The 26,690-nt window shown below is 63.7% G+C and carries 24 protein-coding genes; 18 read left to right on the top strand and 6 right to left on the bottom strand.

Annotated elements, in window-relative coordinates; translation table 11 throughout:
* The first annotated feature begins 5 nt into the window (after nucleotides 1–5).
* The 15 genes from HH213_RS24630 (at nucleotide 6) to HH213_RS24560 (ending at nucleotide 17,183) form a co-directional block, all read left to right on the top strand.
* The gene (locus HH213_RS24630) at nucleotides 6–413 is read left to right on the top strand and encodes a DUF2069 domain-containing protein (protein ID WP_110847715.1); all 408 of its coding nucleotides are present in this window, start codon (nucleotides 6–8) and stop codon (nucleotides 411–413) included.
* Entirely contained in the window at nucleotides 410–1,816 is a 1,407-nt protein-coding gene (locus tag HH213_RS24625) for an FAD-binding oxidoreductase (protein ID WP_169113998.1), read from the top strand. Before HH213_RS24630 ends, HH213_RS24625 begins: the two co-directional genes overlap by 4 nt.
* Before the next feature lie 11 nt (nucleotides 1,817–1,827).
* Nucleotides 1,828–2,259, top strand: coding sequence for a DUF4124 domain-containing protein (locus HH213_RS24620; RefSeq protein ID WP_169113997.1), 432 nt, complete (start codon nucleotides 1,828–1,830; stop codon nucleotides 2,257–2,259).
* A 107-nt stretch (nucleotides 2,260–2,366) separates the two neighbouring features.
* Nucleotides 2,367–4,919: an FtsX-like permease family protein gene (locus HH213_RS24615; RefSeq protein WP_169115375.1), complete on the top strand. Its 2,553-nt coding sequence runs from the start codon at nucleotides 2,367–2,369 to the stop codon at nucleotides 4,917–4,919.
* On the top strand, nucleotides 4,919–6,010 hold the full coding sequence (locus HH213_RS24610; protein ID WP_169113996.1) for a lipocalin-like domain-containing protein: 1,092 nt from the start codon (nucleotides 4,919–4,921) through the stop codon (nucleotides 6,008–6,010). The genes HH213_RS24615 and HH213_RS24610 overlap by 1 nt, the downstream gene beginning before the upstream one ends.
* 61 nt (nucleotides 6,011–6,071) lie before the next feature.
* Nucleotides 6,072–7,907: an ABC transporter transmembrane domain-containing protein gene (locus HH213_RS24605; protein WP_169113995.1), complete on the top strand. Its 1,836-nt coding sequence runs from the start codon at nucleotides 6,072–6,074 to the stop codon at nucleotides 7,905–7,907.
* A 66-nt stretch (nucleotides 7,908–7,973) separates the two neighbouring features.
* Nucleotides 7,974–8,717: a sterol desaturase family protein gene (locus tag HH213_RS24600; RefSeq protein ID WP_169113994.1), complete on the top strand. Its 744-nt coding sequence runs from the start codon at nucleotides 7,974–7,976 to the stop codon at nucleotides 8,715–8,717.
* A 24-nt stretch (nucleotides 8,718–8,741) separates the two neighbouring features.
* Nucleotides 8,742–9,830, top strand: a complete 1,089-nt coding sequence (locus tag HH213_RS24595; RefSeq protein ID WP_174864431.1) for a threonine aldolase family protein — start codon at nucleotides 8,742–8,744, stop codon at nucleotides 9,828–9,830.
* A 40-nt stretch (nucleotides 9,831–9,870) separates the two neighbouring features.
* Nucleotides 9,871–11,391, top strand: coding sequence for a DEAD/DEAH box helicase (locus tag HH213_RS24590; protein ID WP_169113993.1), 1,521 nt, complete (start codon nucleotides 9,871–9,873; stop codon nucleotides 11,389–11,391).
* Between the two features lie 129 nt (nucleotides 11,392–11,520).
* On the top strand, nucleotides 11,521–12,492 hold the full coding sequence (locus tag HH213_RS24585) for a thymidylate synthase (protein WP_169113992.1): 972 nt from the start codon (nucleotides 11,521–11,523) through the stop codon (nucleotides 12,490–12,492).
* Nucleotides 12,489–13,187 (top strand): alpha/beta fold hydrolase, encoded by a 699-nt coding sequence (locus HH213_RS24580; protein ID WP_169113991.1) that lies wholly within the window; start codon nucleotides 12,489–12,491, stop codon nucleotides 13,185–13,187. Before HH213_RS24585 ends, HH213_RS24580 begins: the two co-directional genes overlap by 4 nt.
* Nucleotides 13,184–13,612 carry a membrane protein insertion efficiency factor YidD gene (gene yidD / locus HH213_RS24575; protein WP_169113990.1) on the top strand — a complete coding sequence of 143 codons (429 nt, stop codon included), beginning with the start codon at nucleotides 13,184–13,186 and terminating at the stop codon, nucleotides 13,610–13,612. Before HH213_RS24580 ends, yidD begins: the two co-directional genes overlap by 4 nt.
* A 39-nt stretch (nucleotides 13,613–13,651) precedes the next feature.
* Entirely contained in the window at nucleotides 13,652–14,137 is a 486-nt protein-coding gene (locus HH213_RS24570) for a dihydrofolate reductase (protein WP_169113989.1), read from the top strand.
* A gap of 18 nt (nucleotides 14,138–14,155) precedes the next feature.
* A complete protein-coding gene (locus tag HH213_RS24565) occupies nucleotides 14,156–14,725 on the top strand; it encodes a DUF4337 domain-containing protein (RefSeq protein ID WP_110847704.1) in 570 nt (189 codons plus the stop codon).
* 205 nt (nucleotides 14,726–14,930) lie between these two features.
* Entirely contained in the window at nucleotides 14,931–17,183 is a 2,253-nt protein-coding gene (locus tag HH213_RS24560; RefSeq protein ID WP_110847703.1) for an arginine/lysine/ornithine decarboxylase, read from the top strand.
* Nucleotides 17,184–17,279: 96 nt separating this feature from the next.
* On the opposite strand, the gene HH213_RS24555 is transcribed toward HH213_RS24560, so the two are convergent.
* The 3 genes from HH213_RS24555 to HH213_RS24545 all read right to left on the bottom strand — a co-directional run bounded on the left by HH213_RS24555 (nucleotide 17,280) and on the right by HH213_RS24545 (nucleotide 19,663).
* On the bottom strand, nucleotides 17,280–18,185 hold the full coding sequence (locus HH213_RS24555) for an intradiol ring-cleavage dioxygenase (protein WP_169113988.1): 906 nt from the start codon (nucleotides 18,183–18,185) through the stop codon (nucleotides 17,280–17,282).
* A gap of 71 nt (nucleotides 18,186–18,256) precedes the next feature.
* Nucleotides 18,257–19,003 (bottom strand): hypothetical protein, encoded by a 747-nt coding sequence (locus HH213_RS24550; protein ID WP_169113987.1) that lies wholly within the window; start codon nucleotides 19,001–19,003, stop codon nucleotides 18,257–18,259.
* A gap of 57 nt (nucleotides 19,004–19,060) precedes the next feature.
* Entirely contained in the window at nucleotides 19,061–19,663 is a 603-nt protein-coding gene (locus HH213_RS24545) for a periplasmic heavy metal sensor (protein WP_169113986.1), read from the bottom strand.
* Nucleotides 19,664–19,867: 204 nt separating this feature from the next.
* Here HH213_RS24545 and HH213_RS24540 point away from each other — a divergent pair, with 204 nt between their 5' ends.
* Both HH213_RS24540 and HH213_RS24535 read left to right on the top strand, forming a co-directional pair.
* Nucleotides 19,868–20,560, top strand: coding sequence for a response regulator transcription factor (locus HH213_RS24540; protein WP_110848074.1), 693 nt, complete (start codon nucleotides 19,868–19,870; stop codon nucleotides 20,558–20,560).
* A gap of 3 nt (nucleotides 20,561–20,563) precedes the next feature.
* A complete protein-coding gene (locus HH213_RS24535; protein ID WP_169113985.1) occupies nucleotides 20,564–22,219 on the top strand; it encodes a sensor histidine kinase in 1,656 nt (551 codons plus the stop codon).
* Between the two features lie 27 nt (nucleotides 22,220–22,246).
* On the opposite strand, the gene dcd is transcribed toward HH213_RS24535, so the two are convergent.
* Nucleotides 22,247–22,813, bottom strand: a complete 567-nt coding sequence (gene dcd, locus HH213_RS24530) for a dCTP deaminase (protein ID WP_110847696.1) — start codon at nucleotides 22,811–22,813, stop codon at nucleotides 22,247–22,249.
* Nucleotides 22,814–22,851: 38 nt separating this feature from the next.
* Nucleotides 22,852–23,688: an alpha/beta fold hydrolase gene (locus HH213_RS24525; protein WP_169113984.1), complete on the bottom strand. Its 837-nt coding sequence runs from the start codon at nucleotides 23,686–23,688 to the stop codon at nucleotides 22,852–22,854.
* A 112-nt stretch (nucleotides 23,689–23,800) separates the two neighbouring features.
* Here HH213_RS24525 and HH213_RS24520 point away from each other — a divergent pair, with 112 nt between their 5' ends.
* Nucleotides 23,801–24,157, top strand: coding sequence for a hypothetical protein (locus HH213_RS24520; RefSeq protein ID WP_169113983.1), 357 nt, complete (start codon nucleotides 23,801–23,803; stop codon nucleotides 24,155–24,157).
* Here HH213_RS24520 and HH213_RS24515 read toward each other — a convergent pair.
* Nucleotides 24,154–26,598 (bottom strand): DNA internalization-related competence protein ComEC/Rec2, encoded by a 2,445-nt coding sequence (locus HH213_RS24515; RefSeq protein ID WP_169113982.1) that lies wholly within the window; start codon nucleotides 26,596–26,598, stop codon nucleotides 24,154–24,156. The two genes, HH213_RS24520 and HH213_RS24515, sit on opposite strands and share 4 nt — an antisense overlap.
* Nucleotides 26,599–26,690: the final 92 nt, after the last annotated feature.

The following is a 26,690-nucleotide window of genomic DNA, read 5'->3' as shown; positions in this document are numbered from 1 at the left end:
GCGCCATGGAAACCACAATGCAGAAGTATTTTCACTGGGGCGCCATCGGCAGCCTGGTGACGTTGATTATCTTGTGTGTGTTGTGGGAGATGGTGCTGGCGCCGCTAAAGCCGGGCGGTTCGTGGCTGGTGCTGAAGGCAGTACCGCTGCTGCTGCCGCTGTATGGCGTCTACAAGCGTGACATCTACACGCTGCAATGGACCTCGATGATGATCCTGCTGTACTTCACCGAAGGCGTGGTGCGCGGCTGGAGCGATATCGGCTCGTTGTCGGCGTGGCTGGGCTGGGGCGAGGCGGCGGTGGTCTGCGTCTACTTTGTGTGCGCGGTGCTGTATCTGCGTCCGTACAAGCGCGCCGCGAAAAAGATGGCGCGGGAGCTGCTGGACAAGATCAAGGTCAACACGGTCAAATGATGGACTTCCTTATGCAATGCCGCGCCATCGTCGGCGACGCTTATGTGCTCGACGCGCCGGCCGATATGGGGCCCTTCCTCACCGACTGGCGCGGACGCTTTACCGGCAAGGCGCTGGCGGTGCTGCGTCCTGGCTCGGTGGAGCAAGTGGCGGCGCTGGTGCGCGCGTGCGTGTCGCATCGAGTGGCGCTAGTGCCGCAGGGCGGCAACACGGGACTGGTGCTGGGCAGCGTGCCGGATGCCAGCGGGGCGCAGGTGGTGCTGTCGCTGGCGCGGCTAAATAACATTCGCCAGATCGATCCGGTCAACCGCACCATGACGGTGGATGCAGGCTGCATACTCCAACAAATCCAGGAAGCTGCAGCGGCCGAGGACTGCTTGTTCCCGCTGTCGCTGGCGGCGGAAGGCAGCTGCACCATCGGCGGTAATCTGTCGACCAATGCGGGCGGCACGGCGGTTCTGCGCTACGGGAACACGCGTGAATTGTGCCTCGGGCTGGAAGTGGTCACGCCGCAGGGCGAGGTCTGGAGCGGCTTGCGTGGTCTGCGCAAGGATAATACCGGCTACGATTTGCGTGACCTGTTCATCGGCGCCGAGGGCACGCTGGGCATCATTACCGGTGCGGTGCTCAAGCTGTATCCGCAGCCGAAGGCCAGCATCACGGCGCTGGCGGCGCTGCCGTCGCCAGCCGCTGCACAGCAGTTGCTGGTGCTGATGCAGGACTACTGCGGCTCCAGCCTGACCGGCTTTGAGCTGATGTCGCGCTACTGCCTGGAGCTGGTGGCCGAGCAGTTTCCGCAACTGCCCAAGCCTTTCGCCACGCCGCATCCGCAGTACGTGCTGCTGGAGTTGAGCAGCAGCGAGTCGGAGCAGCATGCCGTTGGGCTGCTGGAACAGGCGATCGGCGCGGCGCTGGAGCGTGACGTGATCAATGATGCAGTGGTCGCGACGTCGGTGGCGCAGTCGGCTGGCTTATGGCAATTGCGCGAGCATATTCCGCTGGCGCAGGCCAAAGTGGGCAAGAACATCAAGCACGATATTTCGCTGCCGGTGTCGCGCATTGCGGACTTCATCGCCGTTACCGGGCCGTTGCTGGATGCGGCTTTTCCGGGTTGTCAGCTAGTGTGCTTCGGCCATCTCGGCGACGGCAACCTGCATTACAACGTGGCGCCACCGGTGGGAATTTCAAACGAGGACTTCCTGGCGAACCAACTGAAGGTCAACCGCGTAGTGCACGACAGCGTGGTGTCGTTTGGCGGTTCGATTTCGGCCGAACATGGCATTGGCGCGTTGAAACGCGACGAGCTGGCGCACTACAAGTCGGCGGTAGAGCTGAATATGATGCGAGCCATCAAAGCGGCATTGGATCCGCTGGGTATCATGAATCCCGGGAAAATCCTTTGACCGAGGCTGACATGAAACTGCTGATCGTTGTGGTGCTGTGGGCTGCCACGCTGATGGCGTACGCGCAAACCGTCTACAAGTGCAAGGCGGATGGCAAGACGACTTACAGCGATGCGCCGTGTCCTGCTGGTGCAGACGCTTCCACGCTGGAGGCGCCGGCCGCGCCGCCGCGTGATGCGGCTGCGGCCACCGCGTTGCGCCGCCAGCAAAAACAGGCCGACGCTCTGGAAAAGGAGCGTCTCAAGCGAGAAGAGCGTGACGAACGCGATGCGGCCCGCGTGTCGCAAGCCGCCGCCGTGCAGCGCAAGAAGTGCGACAAGCTCAAACTGAACAAACGCTGGGCCGACGAAGACGCCCGCCGCGCCACCGGCCAAGCCACCGAAGCAGCCCGCCTCCGCGCTCAACGCGCCGGCGAAGCCATGACGCTGGAGTGTCCCCGCTAATGTCCGACCACGCGCCCGCACCAGCACCCGTCGCGCCGCCGGAACACGTCGGCGGCGTCCGCGCCAACGCAACGCCGCTGCACACGCCCTCCGACACGGCGGCGTCAATGCGCCGGCTTTCACGCTGGCTGCTGCTGGGAGAATGGCGCGCGCATCCGGTGCGGGCCTTGGTGGCGATTGCCGCGATTGCGGTCGGCATCTCGCTCGGTTTTGCCATCCACCTGATCAACGCCGCCGCCTTCAACGAATTTTCCGCCGCCGTCAAGGGCCTGTCCGGCCTCGCCGACGTCCAGGTACGCAGCACCGAGCCATTCTTCGACGAAGCCATCTACCCGGCACTGGCGCAACGGGACGGCGTAGTCGTCGCCTCCCCCGTGCTGGAATTCGACGCCTCCGTTCCCGGCCAGCGCACCGCCCTCAAAATCATCGGCACCGACGCCTTTCGCGCCAGCTACATCTCGCCGGAGCTGGTCGGCACGCCGACTGACAACAACATCAACGACACCCTCGCCGACGACGCCCTGTTTCTGTCGGCAGCCGCCCAGCAATGGCTGCAACCGCAAGCCAACGCCGTCACGCTGCAAGTCGGCACCAGTCAGATCAAACTGCGCGTGGCCGGCTCCCTGCCTGCCGCCCGCGCCGGCCAGCGCATCGCGGTGATGGACATCGGCGCCGCCCAATGGCGCTTCGCAAAACTCGGTCAACTCTCGCGCATTGACCTCAAACTGCGCGATGGCGTCAACCGAGAAGCCTTCAAAGCCCAACTGGAAAAAGATCTGCAAGCCCGCTATCCCGGCCGCTTCCGCGTCAACCAGCCTAACGACGGCGAGCAAAACAACAGCAACGAGAGCATGAGCCGCGCCTACCGCGTCAACCTCACCGTGCTGGCTCTGGTCGCGCTGTTCACCGGCGCCTTCCTCGTTTTCTCGACGCAAGCGCTGTCCGTGATCCGCCGCCGCAGCCAGTTCGCGCTGCTGCGCGTGCTGGGCATGGACCGCCAACGCCTGCTGCGCCAGATCCTGCTCGAAGGCCTATGCCTCGGCATCGCCGGTTCCGCCATCGGCATCGCCGCAGGCTACGGCCTGGCCGCCGCCGCGCTGCACTTCATGGGCGCCGACCTTGGCGCCGGCTTTTTCTCCGGTGTGCGCCCGCAAGTGCAATTCACGCCGGTAGCCGCCGCCGTCTACTTCGCACTGGGCGTGGCCGTCGCGCTCCTGGGCTGCGCCGCGCCGGCACTGGACGCCGCCCGCGCCAAGCCAGCCATCGCCCTCAAATCCGGCAGCGAAGAAGCCGCGATGTCACGCCTGTCGCGCGCCTGGCCGTCGCTGGCGTGCATCGCCTTGGCCGCGCTGCTGTCGCAAGCGCCACCGATATTCGAACTGCCGCTGTTCGGCTACGTATCCATCGCCCTGCTGCTGATTGGCGCCATCGGCCTGATGCCGCGCCTGGCCGCCAGCGTATTCCGCTTCGCGCACCGGCGCTGGAGCGCGGCCATCGCCGGCAAGCCCGATGCATCGGCCGTCATGACGCTCACCTTATCGCGCCTCGCCAACGCCTCCAGCCAGGCCGGCATTGCGCTGGGCGGCGTACTATCCAGTTTCAGCCTGATGGTCGCCATGGCCATCATGGTCGCCAGCTTCCGCGTGTCGCTGGACGACTGGCTGCTGCACATCCTGCCAGCCGACATCTACGTCAGCACCGCCAGCGGCGGCGCCACGGCAGGTTTGCGGCCGCAGGAGCAGGCGGCGGTGGCCGCGCTACCCGGCGTCGCCAAAGCCGACTTCCTGACCACGCGCTCCGTCGCCCTCGCGCCGGGCCGTCCGCCCGTCACGCTGATGGCGCGCACCGTGGATGCGGCCAATCCCGGACGCACGCTGGCTATCGTCGGTGCCACGCAACTACCCGCAGCGGGCGGACCGCCGCCGGTATGGGTATCGGAAGCCATGGTCGATTTGTACGGCATGAAGGTAGGCCAGCGCATCGAACTGCCCCTTGCCGGCGCGCCGCGCGCCTTCCTCGTAGCCGGTGTCTGGCGCGATTATGCCCGCCCAACCGGCACCATCCAGATGCGGCTAAGCGACTACCGCGCCATCACCGGCGAACAGGAAGCCAGCGGAGTGGCGCTCACGCTCAAGCCCGGCAGCCGGCCGGAAGACACCATCAAGGCACTGAAACAGTTACCGTTCGCCGCCGCGCTGACAGCCAGCGAACCATCGGAAATCCGCGCCATGAGCATGAAGATATTTGACCGCAGCTTCGCCATCACCTATCTGCTGGAGGCGATCGCCATCGTCATCGGCTTGTTTGGCGTAGCCGCCACCTTCTCGGCGCAAACGCTGGCGCGCGCCAAGGAATTCGGCATGCTGCGCCACGTCGGCGTCACGCGCCGCCAGGTGCTGTCGATCCTGGCGATCGAAGGTGGCTCGCTGACGGCGCTCGGCATCGTTACCGGTTTCGCGCTGGGATGGGTGATTAGCCTGATCCTAGTCTTCGTCGTCAACCCGCAGTCCTTCCACTGGACCATGCAACTGCACATGCCATGGCCGCTGCTGGCCACCGTGGCCGGCCTGCTACTGGCCGCCGCCGCGCTTACCGCGCTGCTGGCTGGGCGCCAGGCGCTGTCCGGCGGGCCGATACGCGCCGTCAGGGAGGACTGGTAATGTTCATCCGCTTGCTCCGCCTCGTCGCAGTCACGCTGGCGTTCGCGCTGTCGTTGCCGGTATATGCCGCCGCGCCGGAATTTGCGACCGTCACGCCGCTACCGGCCGGCGCCGCGCTGTCCTTCCCCAAGGACTACGGCGCCCATCCCGAATTCAAAACCGAATGGTGGTACGTCACCGGCTGGCTCGATACGCCGGACGGCAAGCCGCTCGGCTTCCAGGTCACCTTCTTCCGCAGCGCCACCACGCACGACCGCGATAACCCGAGCCAGTTCGCGCCCAAGCAGCTGATCATCGGCCACGCCGCTGTATCCGACCCGGCCAACGGCAAACTACTGCACGACCAGCGCTCCGCGCGCGAAGGCTTCGGCCTGTCCTACGCCAAAACCGGCGACACCAACGTCAAGCTGGAAGACTGGCACATGGTGCGCGCCGCCGACGGCAGCTACACCGTCCATGTCGACAGCGCGCAGTTCAAATATGACATCAAACTGACCCCTGGCCAGGCCGTGATGCCGGAAGATCAACGCGGCTACTCGCGCAAGGGCCCGCGCCCGGGCCAGGCCAGCTACTACTACAGCGAACCGCACCTGCAAGTGAGCGGCAATGTTACCCGCAACGGCAAGCCGGTCGCCGTCACCGGCAGCGCGTGGCTCGATCACGAGTGGTTCAGCGAGTACGTCGATCCAGACGCCAGCGGCTGGGATTGGATCGGCGCCAACCTCGATGACGGCGGTGCATTGATGGCATTCCAGATCAGAAGCAAGACAGGTGCTAAACTATGGGCGCACGCGACATGGCGCGACGCATCCGGTAAGATCACGCAGTTCGCGCCTGACCAGGTCAGTTTTAGCCCGCAACGCAGGTGGCGTTCACCGCGCACCAATGCCGAATATCCGGTCGCCACCCGGCTCACCACCGGCGGCACAGTATGGGACGTGGTGCCGCTGCAGGACGACCAGGAGCTCGATTCGCGCCGGTCTGTCGGCGCGGTGTACTGGGAAGGCGCGGTCACGCTGAACCGTGACGGCAAGCGTATCGGCCGCGCCTATCTGGAACTGACGGGCTACGTCAGCGCCATGAAATTGTAAGCACAATATAAAGCCGTACCAGACGTCATAACAAGTATATTCACGTAACCGCAGCCACACGATGACCAATAGCACCACCGCCAGCACGCCAACCGCCGCTGCACCGAACGCATCCCGTGAACTTAAAAAAGGCAGCCTTGCCACCTTGCGCGAACTAGGGCCATTCCTGGCGCCGTACAAGCGCCAGTTCGCCATGGCCGGCGTTGCGCTGGTGGTGGCCGCCGCCTCCACGCTGGCCATTCCCGCCGCCTTCAAGCAGATGATCGACCTCGGATTCGGCGGTGCCGGCACGCGCAGCATCCAGCACGTCGACCTGGTGTTCCTGGCGCTGTTCGGCCTCGCCACCATCCTGGCGTTGGCCACGGCGGCGCGCTTCTACACCGTCTCCTGGCTGGGCGAACGCGTGACCGCCGACATCCGCAGCGCCGTCTACAAGCACGTCGTCACGCAAAGCCCGGAATTCTTCGAGACCACGCAGACCGGCGAAGTCCTGTCGCGCATCACCACCGACACCACGCTGATTCAGTCGGTGGTGGGCACCAGCATCTCGATGGCCTTGCGGAACGTGCTGCTGTTTATCGGCGGCCTGGCGATGCTGTTCGTGACCAGTCCCAAACTGTCGGCCATCATCATCGGCCTGCTGATCCTCACCGTGCTGCCGATCGTGATGTACGGCCGCCGCGTGCGCACGCTGTCGCGCGACTCGCAGGACCGCGTGGCCGACGCTTCCGCCATGGCTGGTGAAATCCTCAACGCCATGCCGACGGTGCAGGCCTTCACGCATGAGAAAATCGAATCGCAGCGCTTCGGCAATTCAGTCGAAGGCGCGTTCCAGACCGCCATGCGCCGCATCCGCGCGCGCGCCGTACTCACCATGCTGGCCATCGTGCTGGTGTTCGGCGCCATCGTCTTCGTGCTGTGGCTCGGCGCGCACGCTGTGCTGTCGGGAGAAATGACCGGCGGCGACCTCGGTCAGTTCATCCTGTACGCCTCCATTGTGGCCGGTGCGATTGGCGCGCTGTCCGAAGTGATGGGCGAAGCGCAGCGCGCCGCCGGCGCCACCGAGCGCCTGCTGGAACTGATGTCGGTCAAATCCAAGATTCAATCGCCGGTTACACCATTGGCGCTGCCACCGCGCGCAGCCAACGGCGCCGCACTGACGCTGAACGACGTGATGTTCTCCTATCCATCGCGGCCGGAGACCAACTCGCTCGACCACGTATCGCTGGATATCCAGCCGGGTGAAACCGTGGCGGTGGTCGGTCCTTCCGGCGCTGGCAAGACCACGCTGTTCCAGCTGTTCCTGCGCTTCTACGATCCGCAACACGGCAGCATCAAACTGGATGGCGTCGACATCACCCAGCTTGACCTGCACACGCTGCGCGACGCCATCGGCATCGTGCCGCAGGATACGATCATCTTCTCGGCCAACGCCATGGAAAACATCCGCTACGGCCGCGCCGGCGCCACCGATGAAGAAGTGATCGAGGTCGCCAAGCTGGCCGCCGCCCATGAATTCATCGAGCGCCTGCCGCAAGGCTATCAATCCTTCCTGGGTGAGCGCGGTGTGCGCTTGTCCGGCGGCCAGCGTCAACGCATCGCGATTGCGCGCGCACTGCTGAAAAATCCACCGCTGCTGCTGCTGGACGAAGCCACCAGTGCGCTGGATGCGGAATCCGAACGCCTGGTGCAAAGCGCGCTGGAAGCGGCGATGGTCGGCCGCACCACCGTCATCATCGCGCACCGCCTGGCGACCGTGCAGCGCGCCGACCGCATCATCGTTATGGAAGACGGCAAGATCGTCGAAACCGGCACGCACGCGTCGCTGGTGGCGCTGGGCGGCATCTACGCCAACCTCGCGGCGCTGCAATTCCACAACGTCCACATAGCGCATTAATTATTTTATAAGCACAGCTGGCGCAGGCCGACCGTATGATGGCGTCTTCCAATACCGGGAGACGCCATGCTGCTGCACCGAATACTCAACAGCCTTCAGCAAACCGCAATCTACTATGCGGTGATCGCCGGCGCGTTCTTCGCGTTGTGGCTGTGGTGGCGCAAACGGCCCGGCAAACGCAAGCCGTTGCAGGACAAGCCAGTCGAGGCATCCCAAATCCGCCGCGAGCTGTTCACCTCCATCGGCAGCATCATCGTCTTCTCCAGCTACCTGCCGTTGCTGTTCCTGCTCGGCTTCGGCGAATACACGCAGTTCTATCCGCGCATAGCGGATCACGGCTGGCCGTACTTCTTCCTCAGCATCCTGCTGGCGATGGTGGTACAGGACACTTACTTTTATTGGACTCACCGGCTGATGCACCACCGCCGCCTGTTCCGCTGGTTCCACCTCACGCACCATCGCTCAACCAACACCAATCCATGGTCGACCTACTCAGTCAATCCACTGGAAGCCATCGTCGACAGCGGCGCCGGGGTGTTAATCCTGCTGATCGTGCCGATGACCGGCTGGGCCATCTTCACCTTCTCGATCATCAACACGGTGTATGCGGTATACACGCATCTCGGCTACGAGCTGTATCCGCGCGGGTTGTCGGGCCACTGGCTGGGCCGCTGGATCAACACCTCCACCGCGCACAACATCCACCACGCCAAGGCGCGCTATAACTTCAGCTGGTATTTCCTGTTCTGGGACCGCATCATGGGCACCCTGTCGCCGGACTACGTGGGGCAGTACAAGGCGAAGTGGTAACATGCTGCCTTTCAGGAGACCGCCGTGACCGACGCAGAACTTAAACTCAATTGCCGCAGCCACCTGCCCGGCCATCGCACGCCCTCGCCTGCCGCGCTGTTTGCCGCCATGGGCGAATGGTGCGAAACGCACAAGGTCAGGCATGACGTCTACGGCAGCGGCGCGCTGATACAGGATTTCGAGGCGAAAGTCGCGCGCCTGCTGGGTTTTGAGGCGGCGGTATTCTGCATCACCGGCACCATGACGCAAGCGACCGCGCTGCGCATCGCCTGCGCGGAGCGCGGCAGCAAGCTGGTGGCGCTGCATCCCACCTCGCACATCCTCAAGCATGAACGCGGCAATCATCAGCTGTTCGATCATTTCCAGGCCTTGCAGATCGGCGATCCAAATCGTCCATGGACGCTCGACGAACTGAAAGCCATCCCGGATCAACTGGGCGCGGCCGTGCTGGAACTGCCAGCACGCGAGATCGGCGGCCAGTGCCCAAGCTGGGACGAACTGGCGGCCATCAAAGCCTATTGCAACGAGCGCGGCATCCACCTGCATATGGACGGCGCGCGACTGTGGGAGACCAGCGCCGCCTTCGGCCGCCCGGCCAGCGACATAGCCGCGGGTTTCGACAGCGTGTACGTGTCGCTATACAAAGGCATCGGCGGCATGGGCGGCGCCATGCTGGCCGGTAGCGCGGCCTTCGTCGCCAAGGCGCAGGAGTGGTATCGCCGCCAAGGCGGCAATGTGTATCAGCGTACGCCCTATGTGGTGGCCGCCGCCATGCAGTTCGACGCGCGGCTGGCAGCGATGCCGGATTACTTCCGACGCACGCAATGGCTGTATGAAGCGCTGCGCGACCATCCGCTGCTGACGCCCAATCCGGCCAAGCCGCACGCCAATATGCTGCACATTTACCTGCCGGTGAGCCGCCAGCGGGCACTGGAAATTCGCGGCCGCATCGCCCAGGAACATGGCGTGTGGCTGTTCAACGGCGCCAATCATGCGGCGCTGCCGGACCGCAGCTGGGTCGAGCTGTACATCGGCGACAACCTGCTGTCACTGTCCGATCAGCGCGTGCGCGAGATCCTGGCCTTGTGGTCGGATGCGCTGGCGACTGCATAAACCGGCTATACTGCGCCCCTTTTGTTTGACTGACCACACCATGACCTTCCAATCCCTCGGCCTGATCGCCCCCTTACTTCGCACGCTGGACGCGCTGGGCTACAAGCAGCCTACGCCCGTGCAAAAGCAAGCCATTCCCGCCGTGCTGGCAGGCCGTGACGTGATGGCGGCCGCGCAGACCGGTACCGGCAAGACCGCTGGTTTCGCGCTGCCGATCCTGCACCGGCTGACGATGGAAGGCGCGACCGCGCCGCAATGCGTACGCGCGCTGGTGCTGGTGCCGACGCGCGAGCTGGCGGAACAGGTCTACGAAAGCTTTCGCAGCTATGGCAGCAACCTGCCGCTGCGCAGCGCTGTAGCCTATGGCGGCGTGGCGATCGAGCCGCAGATCACCAAGCTGCGCAAGGGTCTGGACGTGATGGTGGCAACGCCAGGCCGTTTGCTCGACTTGCACGACCAGGGCGTCATCAGTTTCGAACTGCTGCAAACGCTGGTGCTGGACGAGGCGGACCGCATGCTGGACCTGGGCTTTGAGCGCGATCTGGATATCCTGCTGGCGGCGCTGCCCAAGCAGCGCCAGACCTTGCTGTTCTCGGCCACCTTCTCGGATGAGATTCGCAAGCTGGCCAAGGGCCTACTGCGCGATCCGGTGTCGATTCAGGTGGAAGCGGCCAACACGGCCGTCAAATCGGTCAAGCAGTGGCTGGTCACCACCGACAAGCGCCGCAAGCCGGAGCTGTTCCTGCATCTGCTGAACAAGCTGGCTTGGACGCAGGCGCTGGTGTTCGTCAAGACGCGCAAAGGCGCGGAAGCGCTGGTCAAGGAATTACTGGACCACGGCCTGACGGCGGACGCCATTCACGGCGACAAGACGCAGCCGGCCCGCCTGCGCGCGCTGGACCGCTTCAAGCGCAAGGAAGTACAGCTGCTGATCGCCACCGACGTGGCGGCGCGCGGCCTGGATATCGAAGCGCTGCCGCTGGTGGTGAACTTTGACCTGCCGTCCGTGGCAGAAGACTACATTCACCGCATTGGCCGCACCGGCCGCGCGGGCATGGAGGGCGAAGCGGTGTCGCTGGTGTGCGCCGACGAGGTGGATGTGCTGAAAGCGATCGAAACGCTGACGCGCCAGGCCGTGCCGCGTTTCGAAGAACAGGGTTTTGAAGCCGACCACCGTGTGCCGGAGACGTCGGCGAAAGGTGCTGCCGCGCCAGCACGCAAAGGGCCGCCGCCAAACGCCGCCAAACGCCCTGTCGGCGCGCCGCCACTGGCAAAAAAGCCGGCGCCTCCGAAAAGTGAGGCACGGCCTGCCGGCGGCAGCGAATCGCTGGGCTTCTGGACGCCGCCGGAAAAAATCGGCAAGTTGGCCAGCCGCGATCGCGTGCCCGGTAGCGCGCCAGCAGGACGCAGCGCCCCGCCGCGCAGCAAAGGCGCAGACTTCGGTGCGCCAAAAGGCGCGGTGGTGGTGACCGGCGCGCGCGGCGCCAAATCGCAGGCCCGCTCCGACGGCCGTGCCACCGCCAAGCCGGGCGGCCGCAAAGGCAAGCCAGGCCCGCGTTGAGCAGCCGGCGCCGGCCCTGCTAAAATAACCACCTGCGTCGTTCCCGCAACAGCGGAACCCATGCCGAGTATGGATTCCCGCCTGCGCGGGAATGACGGATATTTGCGCCACCCTACGTTGGAGAATTGAATGCAGCAATACCAGGAATTGATCCAGACCGTCATCGACACCGGCAGCTGGCAGGACAACCGCACCGGCATCCGCACGCTGAGCGTACCGGGCGCGATGATGCGCTTCGACCTGACCAAGGGTTTTCCTGCGGTGACGACCAAGAAGCTGGCATTCAAATCCGTGGTGGGCGAGTTGTGCGCCTTCCTGCGCGCCTCGCGCAGCGCCGCCGACTTCCGCGCGCTGGGCTGCAAGGTCTGGGACCAGAACGCCAACGAAAACCAGCAATGGCTGGACAATCCATACCGCCAGGGCACCGACGACCTGGGCCCGGTCTACGGCGTGCAATGGCGCCAGTGGCCAGGCTACAAGGTGATCGACGCCGATCAGCAAGCCCAGTTGGCCGACGCGCAAAAGAACGGTTTTACCGTGGTCGCGCCGATTGAAGAAGACGGCGTGCAGAAAGCGCTGCTCTACAAAGCCATCGACCAGCTGCGCGAGTGCCTGGACACGATCGTGAATAATCCCGGCAGCCGCCGCATCCTGTTCCACGGCTGGAACCCTGCCGTGCTGGACGCCGTCGCCCTGCCGGCCTGCCATCTGCTGTATCAATTCCTGCCAAATCCGACCACCAAGGAGCTGTCGATGTGCCTCTACGTGCGCTCGAACGACCTCGGTCTGGGCACGCCATTCAACCTAGCGGAAGGCGCGGCGCTGATGCATCTGGTGGGCCGCCTGACCGGCTACACGCCGCGCTGGTTCACCTACTTCATCGGCGATGCGCACATCTACGAAAACCACATGGACATGGTGCAGGAGCAGCTCAAACGCGAGCCGTTCCCGCTGCCGCAGCTGATCATCGCCGACCGCGTGCCGTCGCTCGCGCAGACCGGCAAGTACGAACCTGAGTGGCTGGAAAAAATCGAGCCGACCGACTTCGCGCTGGAAGGCTACCGGCACCATGCCCCGATCACCGCCGCCATGGCCGTATGACGCAGCTGGATTTCGTCCCCGGCACGCTGTGCGATGAGCGCATGTGGGGCCGGCTGCTGCCGCTGCTGGGCGACGGTTTTGAATTCAACCACGTCCCGCTGTACAAGGCGCAAACGCGCGAGCAGATGCTGGAGCTGATCGGCGCCCACAGCGCGCCACAGGCCCATCTGGTTGGCTTCTCGCTCGGCGCTTACCTGGCGATGGAGTACGCACTGGCCCAGCCCGAGCGCGTCGCCTCGCTGACCATCATCGGCAGCGCCGGCAAAAAACTGCTGGACAAGGAAAAGGCCACACGCCTGCGCATCATTCCGCAGCTGGAAAAAAACCACTACACCGGCATGACCCAGATGCGCCTGCGCGAAATCGTCGCGCCGGCGCACCTGGACGATCCGGCCATCGTCGGCGTGATCCAACAAATGGCCGTGGACCTCGGCAAGGACGTGCTGCTGGCGCAGTTCCGCAGCACCATCGAACGCCCGGAGCTGATGGACCGCGTCCACACCCTGCGCTGCCCGGCCATGATCATCGGCGCCGAGCATGACAATCTGGCGCCCGCCGACGACGTCCGCGCACTGGCTGCCAGCTGGCCCGGCGCCCAGCTGCACATGCTGGGCGAAGGCACCGGCCACATGATGCCGCTGGAAGCGCCGCAGACGCTGGCCCGCTACATCCAGGACTTCCACCACAACCTATGAAAGTCCTGGCACTGGCAGCCATCTGGTTCTACCAGCGCTACCTGTCGCCGCTGAAGGGCTTCGCCTGCGCGTTCGGCGTCCATACCGGACGCGACAGCTGCTCGGCATACGGCAAGCGCGTGATCGCCCGCCATGGACTGCTGACGGGACTGGCGCTGCTCAAGCGCCGGCTGTCGGCATGCGCGGAGGTCCACCAACGCCACTCGCCACAGCGCCACGTCAGCGCGCGCTACCGCGCACAAGCCGGTCATTGCGACTTGCCGTGCGACCTGCCGCACACGCACTGCGAGGTGGGCGATGCCTGCCAGGTGCTGGAGTGCGCCAGCTGCAATACCAGTGACACCAGCTGCCGCGACTGGTGGCGCAACTGGCGCCGCGACCGGTATAACGAAAAGCACAGGCGCAAACGCCACCCGCGCGCGTAATTTCAACGATAATGACGCCTCTTTACCGCATAGAGAATCATGAGCAAACTCACCATCATCGTCGCCACCGACGCCCAGCGCGGCATCGGCATCAACAACACGCTGCCGTGGAAGCTGCCGGAAGACCTGGCGCATTTCAAGCGCACTACCACCGGCCACCCGATCATCATGGGCCGCAAGACTTTCGACTCCATCGGCCGCCCGCTGCCGAACCGCCGCAACATTATCGTTACGCGTAACGATAAATGGTCGCATGACGGCGTCGAAGCCGTCGGCTCGATCAACGCCGCCATCGCGCTGCTGGACGGCGCCGAGGGCTTCGTCATCGGCGGCGCCGAGATTTACCAGCAATCGCTGCCACTGGCCAGCGAGTTGATTATTACGCAAATCGCCCATACCTTCGACTGCGATGCTTTCTTCCCCGAGATCGACGCCGCCGCCTGGCAGGAAACCGCTCGCGAGGAACACGTTTCCGAAACATCCGGTCTGCACTACGCTTTTGTCACCCTGCGCCGCAAGGCCTAAGTTTTAAAGAGGATATTTATGTCTGGTGATGGTTTTCACGTCCACGGCCCGCACGACCACGCAGTCGAGCACGCAGCCCATAGCAACGACGGTTTTTCCAACAACATCGCCGTCATGACGGCCATCCTGGCCACGGTCGGCGCGGCCTTCGGCTACCTCGGCGGCGCGACGCAAAACGACGCCGCCCTGTTCAAGAACAACGCCGCCATCGACAAGACTGAAGCGGCCAACCGCTGGAATTACTACCAGGCCAAGTCGGCCCGCCAGAACCTGGCCGAACTGGCCATGACCTTGCCTGGCGTCGATCCCAAGCGCTACGAGGCCGATGCCGCCCGCTACAAGCACGACAAGGAAGACATCAAGAAGGAAGCAGAGAAGTTCGAGGAATCGTCCAAGCAATGGAACGAGAAGTCGGACGAAGCCATGCACAAGCATCACCAGTGGGCACTGGCCACCACCGCCGAGCAGATCGCCATCTCGCTGGCCGCCATCACCCTGCTGACCCGCAAGAAGTGGATGATGGGTCTGGCGTACGGCGTGGCCGGTGTCGGCCTGGTGCTGGGCGGCCTGGCGTGGTTGGTTCACTAAGCAACATTAGCTGAGTAACAATTGCCGCCTGTCATGGCGGCGTCATGCTACTCATGCATTCTGGTACGATAATTTTTTTCCCGCAGTCGCGCTATTTCTGCGAGAATCCCGTTCTTATTTTTTGGCGGCCCGTTCATCCGAGGGGTCGCGCCCTGTCCGCCCCTTCACATCCTGTCAGGGGCGGCTTGCTTTTTTGGAGACATGCATGAAATTTCGTTTCCCCATCGTCATTATTGACGAGGATTTCCGTTCCGAGAACACGTCCGGTTTAGGCATTCGCGCCCTGGCCGATGCGATGGAAAAAGAAGGCATGGAAGTGGTGGGCGTGACCAGCTACGGCGACCTGGCCCAGTTCGCCCAGCAGCAATCGCGCGCATCAGCCTTCGTGCTGTCGATCGATGATGAAGAATTCGGCACCGGCTCGGTGGAGGACACCGACACCGCGCTGAAGTCGCTGCGTGCCTTCGTCGAAGAAATCCGCTACAAAAACGCCGACATCCCGATCTACCTGTACGGCGAAACCCGCACCTCGCGTCACATTCCGAACGACATCCTGCGCGAACTGCACGGCTTCATTCATATGTTTGAAGATACGCCGGAATTCGTCGCGCGCCACATTATCCGCGAAGCCAAGTCCTACCTGGACGGCCTGGCGCCGCCGTTCTTCCGCGCGCTGGTGGAATACGCCAACGACGGTTCGTACTCGTGGCACTGCCCGGGTCACTCGGGCGGGGTGGCGTTCCTGAAATCGCCGATCGGCCAGATGTTCCACCAGTTCTTCGGTGAAAACATGCTGCGCGCCGACGTCTGCAACGCGGTGGAAGAGCTGGGCCAGCTGCTGGACCATACCGGTCCGGTCGCGAAGTCCGAGCGCAATGCCGCCCGCATCTTCAACGCCGACCACTGCTACTTCGTCACCAACGGTACTTCGACCTCGAACAAAATGGTCTGGCACTCGACCGTGGCGCCGGGCGACATCGTGGTGGTGGACCGCAATTGCCACAAATCGATCCTGCACTCGATCATCATGTGCGGCGCGATTCCGGTGTTCCTGATGCCGACCCGCAATCACCTGGGCATCATCGGTCCGATTCCGCTGGAAGAGTTCACGATGGAATCCATCATGCGCAAGATCGAGGCGAACCCGTTCGCCCGCGAAGCCGTGAACAAGAAGCCGCGCATCCTGACCATCACCCAGTCGACCTACGACGGCGTGGTGTACAACGTCGAGACCCTGCGCGAAATGCTGGACGGCCAGATCGATACCCTGCACTTCGACGAAGCCTGGTTGCCGCACGCCACCTTCCACGACTTCTACAAGAATATGCACGCGATCGGCAAGGACCGTCCGCGCGCCAAGGAGTCGATGATCTTCTCGACCCAGTCGACCCACAAGCTGCTGGCCGGCCTGTCTCAGGCCTCGCAAGTGCTGGTGCGTGAATCGGAGTCGGTCAAGCTGGACCGCGACGCCTTCAACGAGGCTTACCTGATGCACACCTCGACCTCGCCGCAATACTCGATCATCGCCTCGTGCGACGTCGCCGCCGCCATGATGGAAGCGCCGGGCGGCACCGCGCTGGTGGAAGAATCGATTCTGGAAGCGCTGGACTTCCGCCGCGCCATGAAGAAGATCGACGCCGAATGGGGCAAAGACTGGTGGTTCAAGGTATGGGGCCCGAACGAGTTCGCCGAAGAAGGCATCGGCACGCGCGAAGACTGGATCATCAAGGCGGAAGACGACTGGCACGGCTTCGGCAAGCTGGCGCCGGGCTTCAACATGCTGGACCCGATCAAGGCCACCATCGTCAACCCTGGCCTGTCGCTGGACGGCAAGTTCGACGACACCGGCATTCCGGCGTCGATCGTCACCAAATACCTGGCCGAGCACGGCGTGATCATTGAGAAGTGCGGCCTGTACTCGTTCTTCATCATGTTCACCATCGGCATTACCAAGGGCCGCTGGAACACGCTGCTGACCGCGCTGCAACAGTTCAAGGACGACTATGACAAGAACCAGCCGATCTGGCGCATTTTGCCGGAATTCGCGGCCGCCAATCCGACCTACGAAACCATGGGCCTGCGCGACTTGTGCCAGCAGATCCACGATTTCTACAAGGCCTACGACGTGGCCCGCCTGACCACCGAAATGTACCTGTCGGACATGGTGCCGGCGATGAAGCCATCGGACGCGTTCGCCAAGATGGCGCACCGCGAAATCGAGCGTGTGGCGATCGACGAGCTGGAAGGTCGCATCACCTCGATCCTGCTGACGCCTTATCCACCGGGCATTCCGCTGCTGATTCCGGGCGAGCGTTTCAACAAGACCATCGTTGACTACCTGCGCTTCGCACGCGACTTCAACGAACGCTTCCCAGGCTTCGAGACCGACGTCCACGGCCTGGTCAAGCGCGAGGTGGACGGCAAGCGCGGTTACTTCGTGGATTGCGTAAAGCAATAACAACAAAAGGCAGCTTCGGCTGCCTTTTTGTTTTCTTTTAAATACATTGCCAACGACGTCAGCAGCGCCGGCGAGCCGGCGGAAGCGACTTTCGGATCAGGCGGAAACCGCCACCGTCAGCGTGGCGACATAGCCATCGGTGGCGTTGCCGGTGATGGTAGCCATCTGCAGCGAATAACCATCGCTAAAGACGTTATCAGTGGCAAAGCTGATCGCCGCCAGGTTCTTGACGCTGGCGCTGTAGCCGGTGGTGGCATACACCTCATTGCTGGTCGCCACCGGGAAGGTGAACTGCGAGGTCTTGATACGGCTCGACGCGGTGGTGGCCTTGGCCAGCGACGGGTACACCTCAAAGTGCACATGCGGCACGCGGCCCGAATAGCAGCCCGGATAGATGGTGGTGAAGGTGATGTTGCCGCTGCTGTCGGTCTCCTGCACGCCGCGCAGGTAGTTCTGGTTGGTGACGCCGCTGGAATACAGCGAGTAGTTGCCGTCGCGGTCGCAATGCCACAGGTAGACGGCGGCGCCGGACAAGGCCGCGCAGTTGTTGTTAGCGTTGACGATTTGCAGCTTGATGGTCAGCGGCACGCCAGCCGCGGTGCCACTGGCGCTGCCGAAGCTGCTGCGAATGTCGCTGCGCACCACGCCCGATTGCGTCAGCACGTTGACCACGCCGGCGCTGGTGCTGTTGGTGCCGTCGGCCGGATACGGGCCGCCGGTCTCTTCCGGAATGACCGAGCACGAGCCGACGGTCGGCGTGGTGGTCGTGGTCGTCGTAGTGGTGGTTGTCGTGGTCGTCGTCGGCGTGGTGGTGGTCGCGGCCGAGGTGGTGCTGGTGGTTCCGCTGGCGCTGTCGGAACCGCCACCGCAACCCATCATTGGCAGCGTCGAGGCGCCAGCCAGCAGCCAGCGCAACGTCTGGCGACGGTCGCTGTTCAGGTTGAGCATTGCGGCCAGATCTTCGGCCAGGCTGTGTTCGTGCATTTCGTCGTGGATATCCATACCTGCTCCTGCTTGGGTGAGAAAGCCGCCGCGACGCGCAAGGCGTGGCGGCGGATACAACTGGTGGCGCGTCAGACCGTGGTGTTGACCAGGTTGCCGCTGCTGCCGTGATTGCCGACCTTGGCCGACAGGGCTTGCAGGAAGGCTTCCAGCTTGCTGGTGGCGTCGCTGCTGGAGGTGCTGGTGCTGCTGTCGGTGCTATCGGTGCTGGCCGTGGTGTCGGTGCCAGCGCTGGTGCTGACGCCCAGTTTTTCCAGCAGGTTGGCAAACGAGCTTTCCAGCTGGTCGACCGCATCGCTGCTGTCGGCGCCATCGCTGCTGTCGGTGCTGGTGCTATCGGTAGTGCCGGAGCTTAGCTTGGCGATCAGGCTTTGCAGGTCGGAGTCCAGCTTGCCCGGACCACCCTGGCCACCAGCCGACTGCTCGCTATACGGCGGCGGCGCGTCGTTGCTGCCGTTTTGCGCGTGCAGCGCACCCATCAGACTTTGCAGGAAGCTGCCCAACGCGGCCGCCACATCAGTGGCATCGGTGGTGGTGCTGTCGGTGCTATCGGTGGTGGTCGACGCGGTCGAGGTGTCGCTGCTGGAACTGGAGCTGCTGCTCGACGAGGTGTCGGTGATACCGATCGACTTCAGCGCTTCGGCGATGGCGTTGGCGAAGTCGCCGCCGTCCGGTGGCGGTGGCGGCGGACGCACACCTTGGGTGCTGTCTGCGCCGTTGCTGGCGTTGCTGCTGCTGACGCTGTTGGTGCTGCTCAGACGGCTCAGGAAACTGAGCGCGCTGGCAGCGCTGCTGGAACTCAGGGCGCTGATTGACATACGATTCTCCGCTTATTTGGTTTAGAGGTCATTACGGGCACTGCTTTGCAAAAAACGTTAATCGCGCTGCGGATGGCGCGGTTTGTCGTCCGCTTGCTTCTTGCGCTGTTCCGGCGTCAGCACGGCCAGCAATTTCTGTTGCGTCCGCACGCGCTGCAAGGCGATGTTGGCTTCGGCGGTGGCGGCTTCCTTGGCCAGGGCGGCGGCTTTGGCGTCGTCATACTTGTCGGCGCCGGCCAGCGCATGCAGCGCTGCACGGGCCTTGGCAGCGGCTTTGCCTTGTTCGCGCAGATACGGGGTTTCGGCGTGCAGGATGGCGAAGACCTTGTCTTCCTGCGCTTCGCTCAGTTCCAGACCATGAAAGAATGGTGGACGGCCAGGGCCGAAACCTGGGCCGAAGCCGGGACCGTGGTCAGGGCCGCCATCCGGGCCGCCACGCTCTGGGCCGCCACGCGGGCCTTGTCCATCCGGGCCGCCTGGACCACCTGGGCCACGGTCATCGCTTTCTGGGCCACGCGGGCCATGATCGCCTTGCGTCATCGGTGGCGGCTGGTCGTTAGTCGTCTCGTCGGCGCGGGCGGCGCCCCCCATCGTCAACAGCGGCAGCGCCAGGACGGCGGCCAGCAGAATGTTGCGACCATTTTGTTTTGATGTTTTCATGCCCTGATCCTTGATTGGTAGTGAGCCATCATTTTCTGGGCCGGCACCGTTAAGTGGCGTTAGGGCAACGTAAATCTGCGTAAAGATGATGATCTGACATCCAATTCCCATCAGGCAATACGTTGTAAATCGGGGTAAAACCGCGCCGAAAGCCGCATGCGGGCTGTTATGATTGACGATCTGTATCTAAAGAAAAGCGCGGCAATGAAGAGCAAAGTACTGCTGATAGACGACGACATCGAACTGGTGGGCATGTTTAAGGAATACCTGGAACAGGAAGGCTTCGACGTCAAAGCCGTTCACGACGGCGAGGCGGGCACGGCCGAAGCCTTTACCGGCCTGTATGCGATCGCCATCCTCGACGTGATGATGCCGCGCATGAACGGCCTGGAAACCCTGCGCCGCATCCGCACCAACAGCCAGTTGCCGATCCTGATGCTGACCGGGCGCGGCGACGACACCGACCGCATCGTCGGCCTGGAACTGGGCGCCGACGACTACGTGGCCAAGCCCTGCACGCCGCGTGAGCTGACCGCCCGCATCCGCGCCATCCTGCGCCGCGCGCAAAGCGCGCCGGCCGACAACAGCCAGCAGACCGCCATCTCGGTCGGCCAGCTGATCATGTGGCCGGAGCAGCGCCGCGCCACCTGGGCCGGCGACAAGCTGGAACTGACCAGTACCGAATTCAATCTGCTGGAAGTGTTGGCACGTAACGCCGGCCGCCCGGTCAGTAAGAACACCCTGTCCGAGCAAGGCCTGGGCCGTCCGCTGGCGCGCTTCGACCGTAACATCGACGTCCACCTGAGTTCGCTGCGCCACAAGCTCGGCACCATCGCCGACGGCCGCTCCTGCCTGCAAACCGTGTACCGCCTCGGCTACCAGCTGATCAAGGAGTAAGACTTGGGTCGTTTGTTCTGGAAATTCTTCCTGTGCATCTTGCTGGCGCAGTTTGCCGCCACGGTCGGCATCGGCGGCGCCATCTGGCTGAAGAACCGCAATCAGCAGACCAATCCGTTGGTCAACCTGGACACCAGCCCGCCCGCCGAGATGGCGATCAACGCGGCCGCCGCCACGCTGGAATTCGGCGGCGTCAAGGCGCTGCAGCGGATGCTGGAAAACATGGACCGCCATCGCGTCTACGCGGTGGACGAGCAGGAACACGAGCTGCTGGGCCGCATCGTCAATCCCAAGACCTTGCAGGAAACCCGCGTGCGCCTGAAGGAAGACGGCAAGCGCCGCGTGGTGCGCCAGGTGACCGGCGACGACGGCAAACGCTACATGCTGTTCCTGCCATCCGGCGAGCGCCTGCACGGCATGGAGGGCGACAACCGTCCGCTGCTGGCCGGCTTGGGCGGCGGCGCGCAAATGGCCATGAAGGCGGCCTCGGTGCTGCAAGGCGGCGATGACCGCCGCGATCGTTTTGAAGACCGTGGCAACCGTCCGCCGCCGGGCTTTGGTGGCGCAGCTGACGCCAACCGCCCTGCCGGCGCACCCGGCCCAAGCGGAACCATGCCGGCGCTGGACGGCGCCCAGGCTGGCGATGGCCGTAGCCGCGGCCCCATGCCGGGCGATGGCCAGCCAGGCTTAGGCGGCCCCGGCCCCGGCATGCAGGGCGACATAGGCGGCGACCGTCAATGGGGTCCGCGCTTCCAGCCACTCGGCCCATGGGTGCCGATTGCCGCCGCCATTTTGGCCAGCCTGTTGTTCTCGGTGCTGCTGGCGTGGTACTTCTCGCGCCCGATCCGCGCCTTGCGACAAGCGTTTGACGCCGCCGCCAACGGCGACCTGTCACCGCGCTTCGCCAACGAAAACGGCGGCAAGAGCGGCAATGAACTCAACGATCTGGGCCGCGACTTCGACCGCATGACGGCGCGCTTGCGCAGCCTGATGGACGGCCAGACCCGCCTGCTGCACGACGTCTCGCACGAACTGCGCTCGCCGCTGGCGCGCCTGCAGGCCGCGATTGGCCTGGCGCACCAGCAGCCGGAGAAATTGAGCGCGTCGATGGAACGCATCGAACGCGAAAGCGTTCGCATGGATAAACTGGTTGGTGAACTGCTGACGCTGGCGCGTCTGGAAGCCGGCGCCATCAAAGCATCGCAGGAAGAAATCAGCATGGCCGACCTGCTCGACCAGATCGCCGACGACGCCCGCTACGAAGCGGCCAGCCAGCAACGCAGCGTGGTGCAGGACGGCGAAGCGGATGTGCAGGTGATGGGCCAGCCCGACCTGCTGGGCCGCGCCATCGAAAACGTAGTGCGCAACGCCATCAAACACAGCCCGGATGGCGGTGAGGTGCAGTTGCAGGTGCGCGCACTGGCCGACACGCGCCAGCTGGTGATACGGGTGCTGGATCGCGGACCGGGCGTATCGCCGGCCGATCTGGACACCATCTTCCAGCCGTTCTTCCGCTCCAGTAACGCCAGCACCGAAGGTCATGGCCTGGGACTGGCGATCGCCCAGCATGTGATCCAGGCGCACGGCGGCAGCATCAAAGCCAGCAACCGCGCCGGCGGCGGCCTGTGCGTCGAGATGGTTTTGCCGGTGAAGAAATAAAAACGCGGGCCGTGGCCCGCGTTATCTTTATGCTTTTGGCAGGGTCACGCCACGCTGGCCCTGGTACTTGCCGTTGCGATCCTTGTAGGATACGTCGCAGACTTCATCGCTTTCAAAGAACAGCACCTGTGCGCAGCCTTCGCCGGCGTAGATCTTGGCCGGCAGCGGCGTGGTGTTGGAGAACTCCAGCGTCACATAACCTTCCCATTCCGGCTCGAACGGCGTCACGTTGACGATGATGCCGCAACGGGCGTAGGTCGATTTGCCCAGGCACACGGTCAGAACGCTGCGTGGAATGCGGAAGTATTCCATGGTGCGGGCCAGCGCAAACGAATTCGGCGGGATGATGCAGACGTCGCTTTTGACGTCCACGAAGGAATTGGAATCGAAGTTCTTCGGATCGACGATGGTGCTGTTGATGTTGGTGAAGATCTTGAATTCATCGGCGCAGCGAATGTCGTAGCCGTACGACGAAGTGCCGTACGAAATTACCTTGCGGCCTTCTTCCTGGCGGACCTGATCCGGGAAGAACGGTTCGATCATGCCGTGTTCTTCCGCCATCCGGCGTATCCATTTATCGCTTTTAATCGTCATCGCAATGCCATCCTTCAAGTTTTACAATGCCCGAGATTTTACGCTACCGCCGCCTTTTTAAGAACTTTTTTACCAGATTGCCCGGATAGCAGGTCGTCGATCATTTCCCGGGTGGCCTCAGCGGCGGCGGCCGGGTTCTCCATCGGGAACAGGTGGCCGCCGGGCACGATGCGGAAATGGCTGCCGACCAGCGCCTTGGTATGCTGGTGGCCGGACTGGCTGGTTTCCCAGGAGTTGTCGCCACCGATGAAGCCGATCGGCACCGGATAGCCCTTACGCAGCAGCCGCGGCAAATGGTGCGGCAGCGTGGCGTAAACGGCGGTTTCGTTCTCGCGCGTGAAGCGGAGTTGCACGCCCTCCTCGTGCGGCTTGAGGCCGCTGTCCATGTAGTCGGCCAGCACGCCGGGCGCCCAGGCGGCAAACAAGTCCTTGGCGGCAAAGTGCTGGTAAGCGGCGCCGACATCGGGCCAGACGTTGCGGCGGCGGATGGAGAATTTGGCGGGCGGCATCGTGTAAGCCCGGCCCAGCCGCTTGATCACGTGCCAGGCGAAGGCGCGCCAGCCGCCGACCACCGGCGCATCCAGCATTACCACGCAGCGCACCAGGTCGGGACGCTTGTGCGCCACCATCATGCTCAGCATGCCGCCCAAGGAATGGCCGACCAGGATCACCGGTTCGTTGTAGCGGGTGGTCAGTTCGTGAATGTATTCGTCGACCAGGCGTGGCCAGCCGTCAGTGACGGGGTACTGCGGATTGTGCGCGTGCATGTCGAGCGACTGGATGTCGAAATACTGGGACAGTAGCGCGAAGTATTGTCGGTACACGCCCGCCGGATAACTGTTGGCGTGGGCGAAATGCAGCTTGGGCTTGGTCACAAGCGGTCTCCGTATGGTTATTTTTACTGCATTGTAATGTGGACGCTGGCCGGAGACTGGGGGAAACGCTCTAATATGCCACAAGTGAATCTTCTGTTAACATTATTTTGATATGAAGAAAATTCAAGCAATCCTGGCTTTGCTGGCGGTGCTGGACATCGACGCGGCCAAAAAAAGTCTGCCGCAGATCGATAAGGAGATCCGGGGCAAGGCGCCGGTCGTGCCGGAGGGGAAGCCGGACAGCCGCTACGGCCATCTGTCGCAGGCGATGGAGCGCGGCTATGTCGGCGCCAATCCGAACGACTGGCGCGGCTATTACGAAAGTCCGGAAGGGATTGTGTATTACACCGAGACGATCAAGGGACAGACCCAGTGTTGGATGACAGGGCCGGTCACGTCGCCGTCAGGCAAGAGCAATGGTGCGCTCAGCATCGGCTGTCCGGCATTGACCTCGTGGAAGCGGTATTAGCGCCAGTAACGCGCGGTGTCGCGCCGGTATGCCGACGTGGTGATACTGTCGCCGAATTCCAGCGTGATGGCGCCTGATTGATCGGTGCGCAGGCAAGCGATGCCCAGTTGGCGGTAGCGATCCACCACCTCCTGCTTGGGATGCCGGTAGCGGTTGCGATAGCCAACCAAAAATAGCGCCAGCTGCGGTTTGACCGCTTGCAGAAACGCGTAGGTCGACGAGGTGCCGCTGCCATGGTGCGGCGCAATCAGCACGTCGGCCGGCAAGCGGCCGGCGTCATGCTCCAATAACTGTGCTTCCTGATCGGCTTCGATATCGCCGGCCAAAAGGACCGATTTGCCGCCCGCAGTCAACTTCAACGTGCAGCTGCGCGCGTTGGCTTTGAGGGCATGGCTGGCGTAGCTGCCGGCCTGGGGATGCAGGATTTCGAAATCGACGCCATCCCATCGCCAGCGCTGGCCGGCGGCACAATGGAGGTGCTGGCGCGCCGCCTGTGCGATGGCGTGCTGCGGCGACAGCGACGACAGCACCCAGCCGGTACGCACGCCCTCCAGCACCGACAGCGCGCCGCCGGAATGATCTGCATCGCTGTGCGAAACAATCATGCCATCCAGCGCGTTGATGCCGCGCGCCCGCAGATACGGCACGATGACGCGATTACCGGCGTTGGATTCGGGACTGTAGGCCGGGCCGGTATCGTACAGCAGCCGATGGCCACTAGTTTCGATCAACAACGCCATGCCCTGCCCCACATCGAACGCCGTAACCGTCATGCGGCCCGGCGCGGGATGCGTGGGTTCTGCGGCCAGCAGCGGAATCCACGTCGCCAGCCCAAGCCAGCGCACCGGCCAGCCGCGCGGTGCGAGTAGCCAGATGGTGCCGAACATCGCCCAGCAGAATAGCCAGAACGGCGGCTGCGGCGCGCTCCACACGGCGTAGCGCATGGCGCTGAACCATTGCAGGCATTGCGCCAACAACTCCACCAGCCAGTGCGCGAGCGTGAGCACCGGCGTGGCCAACACCGCAGGCAACATGCTGCCGATTAGCGCAAGCGGCGTGACGACCAGGCTGATCAACGGAATGGCGACCGCGTTCGCCAGCGGGCTCACCACCGACACCTGGCCGAACAGCAGCATCGTCAACGGCACCAGTCCGAGGGTGACCGCGTATTGCGTGTGAGCGCCAACGCGAAGCGCGAGCAAGAAGCGTTCACGGTATGTCGGCGGGACCGGCACATGCGGCGCGGCTGGATCGCGTCCGGCCGGAGGCGCACGCGTTATGGGCACGGTGCGTCCCACCGTCGCGTACAGGATGACGGCCACGGCGCTGAATGACAACCAGAATCCCGGCCACAATACCGCCCACGGATCGATCACCAGCACTACGCCAAGCGCGGTGCACAGCACGTGCGAGACGCTGGTCAGACGATTGAACCACAGCGCCGCCGCAACCACCATCAGCATGTACAGCGTACGCTGGGCCGGGACGCCGAAACCAGCCAGCAGCACATACAGCAGCGCCACCGCCGCGCCAACCAGCGCCGCCACCTTCTGGGCTGGCAGCAACAAGGGCAACTGCGCGCGCGTGAAGAAGGACCAGCGCCACAAGGAAAATGCCGCCAGCGCAAACAGCCCCGCCACCATGGTGATGTGCAAACCGGAGATGGAAATCAAATGGCCGATGCCGGTGCGGTTAAAAACCTGCCAGTCCGCTTGATCGATGCCGCGCTGATCACCCACCACCAGCGCGACGATCACGCCGGCATATGGCTTACCGGGTAGCGCATCGAGGATGCGCTGGCGCAGCACAGCGCGGCTATGCTCAATCAGATTGCTGGCACTGAAGACGAAGCTGTCCAGTCGCTGATTGTCGCGCGCGACGCGCACATAGCCGGTGGCGCGCACGCCCTGCTCCAGCAGCCACGCTTCGTAATCAAAATTATAGGGATTGGCGTTACCGTGCGGCCGTTGCAGGCGAACCGTCAATTGCCAGCGTTCACCCGGCTGAATGTCCGGCACCTCGGTCACCTGATCGCGATAGCCCAAATACCACGATAATGCGATCTTCGGCGGCACCTCGACATCCGCGCGCTCCACCGCAAAATTAAACCGCACGCCCTGTGAAAACTTGTACGGCAAATTATCCACCGTGCCAACGATGCGCACATCGCGCCCCTCATCGGCCAGCGCCAACTCCGGCGCCAACGCCTGATGCGCCAGCCACGCGGCCCAGCCGAATCCCACCACACAACCTGTAGCCAGCGCCGCAAGCGCGCGCACCACAACCGGCACACGGCGCGCGCCACGGCGCCGCACCACCAGCAGCGCTAGCAGCATAAGCAGCGCGCCGCCCGCCAAGGCCAGCGCCTGCAGCGACGGCAACACCGCCTGCACCTGCAAGCACGCTGTCCCGATCGCGAAACCTGTCAACGCCATCCGCATAGCACCGCCTCCCTGCAGCGATACTACGCAAATAAAAAGGGCGGCACACTCATGCGCCGCCGCCATTTGATGCGGATCAGACTACCGCAGCT

It is taken from the genome of Duganella dendranthematis (genome assembly GCF_012849375.1).
In the GTDB taxonomy this organism is placed as follows: Bacteria; Pseudomonadota; Gammaproteobacteria; order Burkholderiales; family Burkholderiaceae_D; genus Rugamonas; species Rugamonas dendranthematis.
Note: the sequence above shows the minus strand (reverse complement) of the source record. Positions and strands in the feature narration are given on the sequence as shown.